Below are 10751 nucleotides of genomic sequence, written 5' to 3'. Positions count from 1 at the left end.
CGAAACCTCTTAGGTGAACTTAGTTGCATCCAGTTTAAATAGATCCAAAACCCCGACTTCACGATAACGTACACTAACCGGAAGTGGGGGGGGGGTGTCAGGGTATGATGAAAATTGTCGTATTTCATGTTTTCAGTATCACTACACACGGCTAAAAAAATAGGCCACTAAAGACAGCTTAAATCACACCCTAGAGCATGACTTTAGTGCCTTTAGAGCCACATTTTTCGTGAGTCTTTCATTGTGACTACAGTATGTATTCTCCCTTGCCTATGCATAATGAGTATAGGCAGAGGTTATTAGTTTCCCACAGCAATCATTCTGGTGAGTAGTCAGGAGATATGATGCACTTCTTGAGTTTACGTAGTACAGATTTTTGCATCGCCTTAAACTCATCACGATTAATATATAGCGAGTAACGCTGCAACGCATCTGCACGTGATTTGAATACAGCTTCATGGTATTCGTTCTTCACTGATACAAGAAATCCATCCTTTAATGCCTGTTGAAGCTGGTCATCATTTAAAGTGCGCAATACGCCAGAGCCATATACCTCAACAGACTTAAACAAGTCACTCATAGTATGTAGGTTCTTTAAGCAAAACCCTGTACCTGATTGCTGAGGCAGGTAAGAATGTTCAAAGCGAGTCACTGACAGTGGGCTATTTTCCTCGTTTAGCAGCAAAGGTAGATGCTTAGTGGTTTTGGCATTCGGCAGCTCAATTAACTTCTCGGTCTTACTGTAGATAATATTATGACTGTCAGATGGATCACTAATATATATGGACTGAACATGGGGTAGATCTTTCTCCGCATGCTGAGAGTGATTACTAAACTTAACCACATTTGGCTTATCGATAATAGCTAATGGAGTAGGGATGCACAGTAGATCAATGGCGATATCACAACGAGTGACATTGGCTTCTCTCATCTTGGCCTTATAGTGCTTAATAAGCTTGGAACCCTTCAGGAGATAGAAGAACTCGTTCAACTGTTTACGAGTAAATCGGGCTGGAACCAACTCGATTCTTAGCATGTTATGTTTAGTTTGACGTTTAGCATTATCACCAAGAAACATATAGATCACCGCACTACTATCACCTTTTAAGGAGAACTTTCTAGCTTCCTTGTAGTACTGATGTTGCTTTCGCTTAGGCTGTGTTTTTGTCGCCAAAAATGAGCTACTACGGAATATCTTTTTATAATGCTTAAGTAGGGCTTCAGCTTCTTCCTCTGTAATATCCACAGTAATATGAAGCTTATCGGGTATTGGGTAGCAGGCTGTTTTCTTTGGTGCTGCTAACTGCATCGATAGAAATTCATCATTGAAATACAACCCTTTAGTCGTTGTAGATATGTTACCAGTGGTGGCATTTTTAAGGGCGTACTTTAAAGCTTTGGTGTCAGCTATGTTCAATGGAGCTTGTTTAATTATTTTAGCGTGCTGAGCTTTAGGAACAAATTTGTTGTGAGCAGCTCGATACTGAACAATAGACTCAAGGTGGTTGAGTACTGTAATAATCATGTCTTTATTAAGTGATGTCATGTTTATATAACTCTCTGATATAGTACTATTAATAGATGATTGAACAGGCGCTTCTGCCCCCTGGAAGTGTTGTTGGATAAGGGGACAGCAATGCCATTTAAACGAGTTGCTAGGCGACGATGTTGGCTATCAAGCGCCATTTCTCAGTCGGTCTTCCAGTCGTGTTTGTGGTGTTTACGGATTCAATAACATTTCTAGTTACTAGCTTATTGAGTGCTTTTCTGGCTTTGTCACTATCCTTGTTGATTCCGGCCCAGTTTTTCTGTGTAATATCTCTGGTGGTAAAGCAATCATTTTTATCAGTGAGCTTTTCCATGTTTTCTAATATTTTTTTGGCATTTTCCATAGTTGGGCTTTTGGCACCCCAGAGTTTTTTCATGTGTTGGTAGTAATGGACTGACCACTGCTGAGCCATTTTTAGATCGCTGCTTTTGAGTGTTTTGAGTGTTGAAAGTGATTGGCTCTCTCCATATACACGAAGAACAGCGATGACTAATGCAATACACAGCATCATGTCTGGGTATTTTGAAAGCTTGTTTCTAACATTTGTTGAAATTGCACCGGATTTCTGGAAGTTACTTATCTTAGTTTTAAAGCTTTCAAAAATAACAAGAGCCTCTTTGTCTAGTGTTATGGTGGCCCTTTTGAGCTTTTTAGAGTGGAGTTGCCTGATAATCTTGTCGAGAGACTTTAGTGCCTCTTCATCTATATGGTTAATGTGACTTGAGTGTTCCATGACATGATGTTGGCAGGGGTAGCTCAATAACTGGAAGCGATCGATATAACCATCATCAGCTACTTTCTCTTCCTTTATTTTATCAGTCAATTTGTTGATCACGCTTGGCTGCGTGGTTCCCAGTAATGAAATCACAGGTGGTTGAACGGTGACCGTTGCTTTGTTAGCTGTTACGTTAGTGTATTCATTCTTTCCATCCATAGCCTCAATCAGATAGCGTCTGAAACCGCCATTTTTGCTGGTATATACTTCTTCTAGAAAGGGGGCTAATTCATCTTTGTATATCAATACAGGCTCACGTTGAGCTTCTGCAATTTGTATCAATCCCTTTTGTGTTGGTTCCTGCAAGATAAATATTTTAGGGCATGCTCGTTTAACATCGTCATTTACCTTGTCGAGAGTGTTATGGAGCTTAAAATTTAGTTCGTCATACTCATCTGAACCCGGCTCTTGTTCCATTAGTTCAGAGTGGAACTGTTTGGCCTTTTTTTTGTGTGCAGCGTTATTCAGTTCTTGAATGGCTAGGTCTTTTGCAGTCTTCTGGGCCGAATCAATCAGTTTCTTTGCTTGTCGCTTCTCAAGGTTTTTTAATGGTTTAGTTGTAGCCTGTACAGGGGCTGATTTTCGGCTTCCGGGATCTGCGATGATCATGCCAGATAAATTTGGTGTAATACGATATGACTTGTTGTCACTGTACGGCTGGATGCGAAAACGATTAGAGTTAGATAGGCTCAGAGTTATAAACAAGGCTGTGGCATTAAACTCAGGAAGGGAGTCAGTTTTAAGGGCTGTTGTGTTAATGATGCTGATACCAATTTTCGGCAGTTTACCAGCGAGAACTAGTGGTTTAGTGGGATCATTTACCAAGCCTGTAAAAGCTGTTAAGGAAACATCGGGCTTCTTAACTTGTTTACTGCTTTTGGCGATTGAGGCTGAGCTGTTTGTTTTCTTAATGTGCTTAGGTGAGCGTTTCTTTTTGAGTGTTTTGAGTGTTGATTTTGGCATTGTCGAGTCTCCACTTTTTCTTAAGTTAATAACGCTGTTTCAATGACCTAAGATAAATAAGTGTTTTTGATAAAAGACCCCTTTAAAATTTTAGTTTCAGGTTGAATCGGTAAGTCTTGAGTTTAATTTAAGTTTTTGTTATTAATTGATTTTCACTTCGGTTGGTAGCAGTTTTTAAGAGATGGTATTGAGCTGTTGAATGATTAACTTGAAAACCGCGTTGCTGCAAACGCATGATTTTGTGGGTTTTATTTTGTTGTCTTGTTCGTGACAGGGGTATTTCTCACACAATTTGTGTCAATGTTTTGCATGGGAATTGGATGGGGCAGGAGTTATGGTGTTGAATTTGAAGAGAAAATTAGGTTCCGAACAGTACCCGGTTCGGCTAACGTCTCATATTAGTGAGCATGAAAAAAATAAAAGAAAGTTGCTCAATGAAGACCATATTCGATTTCCCCATGAAGGCGGGACAAGGATCGATTTTGAAAGATTGCCAGATATTTACCTCAATGGCTTTGTTGAAAACGTAATTGGTAATCCTAATTTGTCTGCCCTAGAGGTAAAAGTCGCTCTCTTCCTATCTCAGAGAGCCTCAGATACTGAGTTAGGGATTTTATGTAGAGCGGATGAATCTATAGAGGTTAGTGAGCTACCAAAGTTGATTGGTGAGGATGGAGATTTACATTATGGTTATGATATTCATAACTATTTTTTTCTGAAAGAAACGATTGACTTAAGGGATGAACTAAGAAAGTTGCACATAAATGTCACTGAAGTTGAGCTTAGTTTGATTCTTACTCGATTACATGATTTTAGTTACATAACAGTGACAGATGTTTGTTGGGATAACATACAAAAACGAGCACCTCAAAAGCCTGCTGATTTATCGAAGGATGAGTTGAAGCTGGTTTATTGTCGAAGTATCAAGGTGTTTCCATATATGGATACTCGTGCAGTGTTTAAATATTGGAAGAAAGAGAGCGCATAGAAGGGATTTAATGGTAATCGTTATTATCGTGGCTTTAGAGCTTAGTGTAAGGAATGAGAGAAACATATGGATAACTTTAAATCGTCAGTGATGACGGGAGAGATAGCCTCAGCGATGAAACTATGTTCATACGTGAAATGGTTTAAGGTCATACTGGCTGTAGTCGTTTCCATTGCATATCTGGTAGGGAGTCCTTGGCTTGCAGAGATTCTGATAGTAGCGGTTGTTACCTCATTAATTTTACCGCTAGGCTTCTTTGATGTCTTCATTCAAAAACTGCTGGAATACAACACGCAACTCCTAGAAGAGCGCGTACAGCTGAACGCTAATGAAACAAATACTCATCTAGAGTCATTAAATAGAAAGGTTCTATGACTGAGGGAGCTGAATGCTCTCGATTTTGGCTTAAAGGTGAAGACTGGAGAAGAGATCGAGAATTTGATAGCTCTTGTCGTTGCTTAGTCGTCTGATTATATGTAATACAGAATTGAACTCGCGATACATAATAAACCGATAATCGCCAAAATCAGTCCGAGATCTATGTGCTCCATGCTATCCCTTAACGATCCTTGTTAATGATGCAGAAAGTATAGCAGCGGCATCAACTTAATGGTAACGACAATTATCATGGTGTTGTTCTAACTCGTAATAGCACCAAAGTAACTTTCTCCATCCTTTATTACGAACTCTTAATGGTTAATTACCCTCAAAAATCTAATATTTCGTCTGGGCTGCCAAATGCATGGGATGCAAACTACAGAAGTACTAGCTCTGGAACAGAAGCCTCCTAGGAAGCTTCCGTCGTTTTTACTTTAAGCCCAGATTGGAGCTGTGGCAGCGTCGTAGAATTCCACTTCAAGCCCAAGCCTTTGTAAGAAAGCTAATGCATTAGCACGAGCACGTGTATTGTGATCATTATTCGGATCACCAAAGATACCCACGTAAACCTTTGAAACACCGCTGCCTTTGATTTGTTGGAAGATATGCATGTCATTATCGTCCATAGAGTGACCATGGATGTAAAGAGTACCATCTATGGATTTCAGAGCTTGATAACAACGGTTTAGATATGGGTTGTGTTCGATTTTGTGGAGTTTCTTCTCGTGACTTGGCTCAGATACGAACAGAGGAAACTTGCCTGCATCAAGGTTCTCTTGCACTTGGTCTACGATTCCTATTCTTTCATCTCGATAGTAAACATGTTTTTTTATGTCTGTTCCTGTGTCGTATAGGTGTAAACCTCCATGAACAAAGAACAGGTTTTGGCGTCTATCATGTGACCAATAATTACTGTCAAATCCATCTGTTTTATTTAGATATCTGTAGTCATCAATTTCACGATTAGTTTTGTTGATTGCCCAGTACAGCAAAATATCGTAGTTCAGAGTAAAGATATTCTGAAATCCTCTGAGAAACGATCGAACAGCCCTGAATTGCTCATTAGTTATTTCACTCGGACGAAGTGGATGGCAGCGAGAAATAACATCAATCAGTGATTCTTTTAGCTTCTCCTGATCATCCCTAATTTGCTCTAGTGTGTCAGCATCGATACCGTAAGCATCGCCAACAACTTCAGCAGCAATTAGATTCTTCATGATTTGTTCAAAATCACTAGTTTCAAAGCGTCTAAAGATATCTTTGATTTCTGCATCACGCTCACCAAAGTTAGCTCTATCTAGAAGGTAATCGTATCTGAAAATCTCGGTATCCCAAGATTGAGAAAAACCATTTCCGAGCAGTATTGAAGGGGTTGTCCCCTCAGGAAGAGCATCGATTGTTTCTTGATAAGTTGAGAGCGGCATAACTTTGTTCTCTATGTACGCAAAAGGTATTCAACTATAGGCTTCGCTGAAAGTTTCGTCTATACACCTAAATCACACAAATAATCAAATAGTTCTATATAGGTCTTCCACCCAAACGAAAAAAATTAATTCATATTTAGTACGTACTTGGTCTACTTATTGTTTAATCACGCTTGAGCTGAAACGCAGTTTTTGGCCGGAGGAAAGCGACTTGGATCAACTTAACGGTAACAGTAATTAACCTTAGTTTTAGGGGGATTGATATGCGTGATCCAATCAGATGGCCAAATTTAGTTTACCACTACAGAATAGAAACATTCAGTGAGTAGGCTTAAAAGTCCTCTTAGCTATCGAAGCTAATGGTCAGAAATCCCTCTGGTGGGCTGAAGACTCTTATGTTTTTTTGGAGGGATCGAGCAGAAGATTGGCTCAATCCTGAGAATTATGCTGTAAATTTTACGGGAGTGGACGAAGGCAAGTTATTTCGTGATGGTGTCTATTGCCTACGGGTAGCGCATTACACTTTCTGTAGTGAGGTAAGAACTATCTCACTACAGAGAGTGTTGTAGAGCTCGAGTTTTAAGTGCTGACTATACGTTTACTTACCGGTTGGAGGAGTTGCACCATCGCTCCCTGTCCCATTACCATTACCATTTGAAGTTGGTGAAATATTGTTACGGACTTCAAATGATAAATCCCCTTTAAGCTTACTTCCTTCTAAAGATTGAACCATGGATACTCCTCCAGTTAATAGTATTAGAATTAGCGCGATCCAGAGCCACTTAATTGACAGCTCTATATTATTAGATCGCTCCTCATTCACCTTGTAATTCTTATCAGTGCAAATTACTAGTGCCTCGTAGACAGATTTCTCAAAACTTTCGCTACTTTCGCTACTTTCACTACTTTCATGTATTTTTTCATAGAAAAAAGATGCTGGAGTAAGAGTTTCGTCGGTACGTTTAACAAATTGGAATCGGCCTAAAAAATAAATGCTAATGCCGAAAGATAAAAAAGCTAAAAACATAGTAAGAATAGAGATGTTGGCGTGTTCTAAGTTGTTGAGTATAAACCAAATTAGCGCTCCCAGTACAATGATCGAGTTACGTTGAGCAGCTGCTCTCTTTTGTAAAAAGTGCCTTTTAGTTACTTGAATTTGGTACAAATTCCAGAATGTACTTTCTTTAAAATTCATGTCAACTTTTCCTAAATTCTTACATTGGATAGGTTTGCTTTTGGTTATATTTTTGTTGCAGTTGTTAACTTACCTGTCTGGCATTCAATTGTCTTGACTTTTTTTGCGAACATAGGGAGATCTTAATCACGGATTTTTAGTTGTAGCGCTTAGTCACTATGCGACTAGCGGAAGCTATCATGGATGTAGTAATTGGTAAGCCCCTAGTTTTCTAGACACTTTCTAAGTTCATCATGTGTTTTATCGCAAAGGGATTATTTTGAGGATCTTTTAGCTTAATTAATAATCATGACTTCATGATAATCATTATGCTCGCATTTGACCGCGATATAGCGGCATTAGCCTAAGCTCCCTTGGTTCATCCGATTGAGCCTGATTTGCGCCTGTCGTGAAGTGGCTGTAACTTACGGTTATCGTGAGGTTAGAGCTGAATAAGCCATAGAAAACACGGTTTACTAATGGCTTGCCAACTTAATGATAATAACTATTATCGTTAAGTTGGCTGCTAATCATCAATAGGTAAAGTCTAGTGTAGATACTAGAGTGCATGATTCAATTGATTAAAGCTTGTTAGCCTGTTTTGATAACGGCACAATTTTCTTACCAAGTATGGATTTAATCTTGAGTAGCTTTTCGATGTGCCACATTTTCACTGTTTCTAATTCAGAGTCTGAATCATCTATAGAGCCGTCAGTATATAGTGCTAAGCGGGACGCCCGCTTATCATTGAGGCGTTCCCAACTTATCGTTTCTCCAAGTGCAGCCTCTATACTTAGCTTATCCTTCTCAAGCTCGTCAAAAACATACTTATTTTTATCGTGATCGCGTAAATCTATATATAATTCTGCTCGTGCCTTTCCGCCCTGAGCAAAGTTTGCTCCATAAGCGATACCACTAATTCCGGATGAGAAGGAATACCAATTTTGAGGTTGCCCCGCTTTAGCTGATGTAAATTTATGACTATGTCTTAGAATATCGATTAGAGCTTGGAAGTAATTCTGGTACTTCTCACCTTTTGTTGAAATAGAGTTGCGCTGAGTCTGACGTTTCTTGTTTTTTTGCCATTCGTTAGGTGAGGCTATCAGTTTAAAGTTGAAGGCTGGCTTTGAGTTGTCAATTTGGATAACTTCAACAACCACGCCAAAAAAAGATGTTTCGCTATCTGTTCTTTGGTTGAGCCAATCTAGCGCCTGTCTATGCTCTTCTCGTATTGCTTCCGAAACCCAAATAACAGTTGAGGCGTTAAAACCTGCGGCATACGTTAATAGCTTTCCTAAGTGGTCATGATCTGTTTGAGTAAGTTGATTCTCAATAATCACTGCTTTTGATGAGCCTAAATCTTTGGCGAGAATATCTAAGGAAAAATCCCCTACACTTGCTTCTTGCTCTGTTAATTCGAGATCCATTCCCAAAGCTTTTCCAAGCTCTTCGATGTTTTCTGCAAGCCACGGTGTAAAGTCTGATGCTTCATGAGGCCAGATATCTCTAAGGGAAACTTTATTGAGTTGTCCAAACATTATGTGACATTCCTAGGGTAAAATTAAGGAGCTAAGAAACTTAGATTTTCATACTGTTTATCCTTTAAGTGTCTGATACTATGCTTACACTTGATTCTGTCAAGTAGCTTTGCTACACGACTTATCCCTTTTCTGCTATTGCCGTACAGCTCAGTCATTCGAACTGTTACACTATGTGTTACACGCTCTGTTACACACGTTAGTGGTTACTTACTATGAAGCTCAATAAAGTCGAATGTCATGAGTTGGCTAAGTTGTCTTATCGGCCAACTCACCTATTAAAAAAGCCCGCTTATCGAAAGATAAGCGGGCTTTTTGTTGTCAGTGTTTAAAAGTCGGTGCTGGCTATTTGAAATTGCCTGAGCGATTAGCCTTCAAATACCCAGTTCTGCCAGCTTTGCATGCGAAGTATCACTTTTCGAATGATTGAAAACGCTTGCCAATTAGGTGAGTACACCGCTACATGTGCATCGGTGCCAGCAGGTAATGGCATATCCGCTAATAGCTCTGGTTGATCTAATTCAACTTTAACTAAGATGCGTCCGGGCTGAAAGTTTTTCTCAGGTTGAATGAGGCTACCTGAAGGACTGATTGCACCTTGGGCGAAAACATCATTGATTTGGACCACTTTCGCTTTATAGGCATGTCCAGGAATCGTGTTAAAGGTTACCTCTGCAGGATAGCCATCTTTAATATATCTGGCTGGCATCTGTTTGAAGGCGGCAAATATCTGTTTATCTTCAGCGTTTACAAATGCAAGATTACCTTGAAATGGCACTGTACGGCTTTTCATTCCCGCTCGGAGTGCAACCTGGGTTACATAGCCGTCAGTTGGAGCTCTGACTGTAGTGCTTCTCAAATTAAATTGTGCAGTCTCTAAGCTTGCTGCTAATGCAATTTTTTTCTGTTTTGCTTCTATGAGTCGGGTTTTCAAGCTATCGATTTTTTCCTCTGATGCATATTGAGAAAGCTCGAGGTTTTGATATCGCAGCAGTTCAGAATTCAGGAAACTAATCATGGCATCAGACTGTTTCTCTTGTGATGCAAGCTGCTCAACTTTTGCTATAAAGGGTGTTTTATCAATTTGATATAGTGGTTGCCCTTTAGTGAGTGGTTGATTGCCTTCAATGTAAACGTCGGTAATTAACCCGCTAACCTGTGACGTGATAGGTGTGGTCACACTGATGACTCGTGCCATACGAGAGACAGGCTGATACATCGCCATATAGAGAAATATCCAGCTCATAAGAAACAGACCTATGACACCCGCTGTGGTAATCGTCCACTTGTTCTGCGGTAGTTTGAATACTCGAAAAGCGAGCACACATAAGCTGATATAGCTAAGAAGGATAAGTGTTTCCATTATAGTGCTCCTTCTTTGCTTTGCAGTGCAGTAACACTAGCCTTCAGTGTGTCTAGTTGCAGCTGCAAGTTTTGCTGCTCAGCTAAAGTTAAACCTCTAACGGCTTCTCCCTGAGTTTTAGGGTCATAGTACATAGCCCAAACCCATAACAAAGGCCAAAGTGCATGCATGAAGAACAAGCTGATCCAGCCGGTGACATGTATGGCTTCTTGTTGTGGGTGATTGCGCTTTTTGGCTATTTCATAAGGAATGTCGTGAATAGCAATTAGGCCATATATCAAAATCAATATGACTAACATGAGGATCCCTAAGGATGCATAATCTAAAACTAGGTTCATAGTTACTCTCTCAAAGTAAGGTTAAGGGGTGGAAATCCTTTTCCAGTTCTTTGAGAGAGTCTTCCGTAATCAATAACTAGGGGCTGTTGATCTTTCACGGTTGTTTTTGCCGCAGTTTATTGGCTATTTTGACAAGGCGGAGGCTATGTCGTTTAGTCATTCTTCACAAATAACCTACAACACAGTCAAAATAACCAAGAAGCGCGGCCCTTCGGGTTCGTTTCAATGTTTTCATTACTGCGTTACGAGCTTTCGCTTAGC

Annotated in this window: 9 protein-coding genes; 2 read left to right on the top strand and 7 right to left on the bottom strand. The window is 39.8% G+C overall.

The window, feature by feature from the left end; genetic code table 11:
- Positions 1-316 precede the first annotated feature (316 nt).
- Both AB4238_RS00545 and AB4238_RS00540 read right to left on the bottom strand, forming a co-directional pair.
- Entirely contained in the window at positions 317-1546 is a 1230-nt protein-coding gene (locus AB4238_RS00545; RefSeq protein WP_372030610.1) for a hypothetical protein, read from the bottom strand.
- 109 nt (positions 1547-1655) lie between these two features.
- Positions 1656-3287 (bottom strand): DUF3987 domain-containing protein, encoded by a 1632-nt coding sequence (locus tag AB4238_RS00540; RefSeq protein WP_372030609.1) that lies wholly within the window; start codon positions 3285-3287, stop codon positions 1656-1658.
- Between the two features lie 346 nt (positions 3288-3633).
- On the opposite strand from AB4238_RS00540, the gene AB4238_RS00535 reads away from it, so the two are divergent.
- Together AB4238_RS00535 and AB4238_RS00530 are read left to right on the top strand one after the other, a co-directional pair.
- Positions 3634-4275, top strand: a complete 642-nt coding sequence (locus AB4238_RS00535) for a hypothetical protein (RefSeq protein ID WP_372030608.1) — start codon at positions 3634-3636, stop codon at positions 4273-4275.
- A 66-nt stretch (positions 4276-4341) separates the two neighbouring features.
- Positions 4342-4650 carry a hypothetical protein gene (locus AB4238_RS00530; protein WP_372030607.1) on the top strand — a complete coding sequence of 103 codons (309 nt, stop codon included), beginning with the start codon at positions 4342-4344 and terminating at the stop codon, positions 4648-4650.
- Positions 4651-5087: 437 nt separating this feature from the next.
- On the opposite strand, the gene AB4238_RS00525 is transcribed toward AB4238_RS00530, so the two are convergent.
- The 5 genes from AB4238_RS00525 to AB4238_RS00505 all read right to left on the bottom strand — a co-directional run bounded on the left by AB4238_RS00525 (position 5088) and on the right by AB4238_RS00505 (position 10490).
- A complete protein-coding gene (locus AB4238_RS00525) occupies positions 5088-6077 on the bottom strand; it encodes a DUF4917 family protein (RefSeq protein ID WP_372030606.1) in 990 nt (329 codons plus the stop codon).
- A gap of 598 nt (positions 6078-6675) precedes the next feature.
- Positions 6676-7272: a hypothetical protein gene (locus tag AB4238_RS00520; protein WP_372030605.1), complete on the bottom strand. Its 597-nt coding sequence runs from the start codon at positions 7270-7272 to the stop codon at positions 6676-6678.
- Positions 7273-7832: 560 nt separating this feature from the next.
- Complete coding sequence (locus AB4238_RS00515; protein WP_372030604.1) at positions 7833-8789, bottom strand: DUF4268 domain-containing protein; 957 nt, start codon at positions 8787-8789, stop codon at positions 7833-7835.
- 367 nt (positions 8790-9156) lie between these two features.
- Positions 9157-10152, bottom strand: coding sequence for an HlyD family secretion protein (locus AB4238_RS00510; protein WP_372030603.1), 996 nt, complete (start codon positions 10150-10152; stop codon positions 9157-9159).
- Positions 10152-10490 carry a DUF3302 domain-containing protein gene (locus tag AB4238_RS00505; protein ID WP_372030602.1) on the bottom strand — a complete coding sequence of 113 codons (339 nt, stop codon included), beginning with the start codon at positions 10488-10490 and terminating at the stop codon, positions 10152-10154. Before AB4238_RS00505 ends, AB4238_RS00510 begins: the two co-directional genes overlap by 1 nt.
- Positions 10491-10751 lie beyond the last annotated feature (261 nt).

Source organism: Shewanella sp. 10N.286.45.A1, from assembly GCF_041470405.1.
Lineage (GTDB): Bacteria > Pseudomonadota > Gammaproteobacteria > Enterobacterales > Shewanellaceae > Shewanella.
The sequence above is the reverse complement of the archived record's forward strand: the minus strand, read 5'-3'. Positions and strand labels throughout refer to the sequence as shown.

Coding starts and splice junctions, on each gene's coding strand:
- AB4238_RS00520 (WP_372030605.1), bottom strand. CDS start 7,272: ATGAATTTTAAAGAAAGTACATTCTGGAATTTGTACCAAATTCAAGTA.
- AB4238_RS00515 (WP_372030604.1), bottom strand. CDS start 8,789: ATGTTTGGACAACTCAATAAAGTTTCCCTTAGAGATATCTGGCCTCAT.
- AB4238_RS00510 (WP_372030603.1), bottom strand. CDS start 10,152: ATGGAAACACTTATCCTTCTTAGCTATATCAGCTTATGTGTGCTCGCT.
- AB4238_RS00525 (WP_372030606.1), bottom strand. CDS start 6,077: ATGCCGCTCTCAACTTATCAAGAAACAATCGATGCTCTTCCTGAGGGG.
- AB4238_RS00540 (WP_372030609.1), bottom strand. CDS start 3,287: ATGCCAAAATCAACACTCAAAACACTCAAAAAGAAACGCTCACCTAAG.
- AB4238_RS00545 (WP_372030610.1), bottom strand. CDS start 1,546: ATGACATCACTTAATAAAGACATGATTATTACAGTACTCAACCACCTT.
- AB4238_RS00530 (WP_372030607.1), top strand. CDS start 4,342: ATGGATAACTTTAAATCGTCAGTGATGACGGGAGAGATAGCCTCAGCG.
- AB4238_RS00505 (WP_372030602.1), bottom strand. CDS start 10,490: ATGAACCTAGTTTTAGATTATGCATCCTTAGGGATCCTCATGTTAGTC.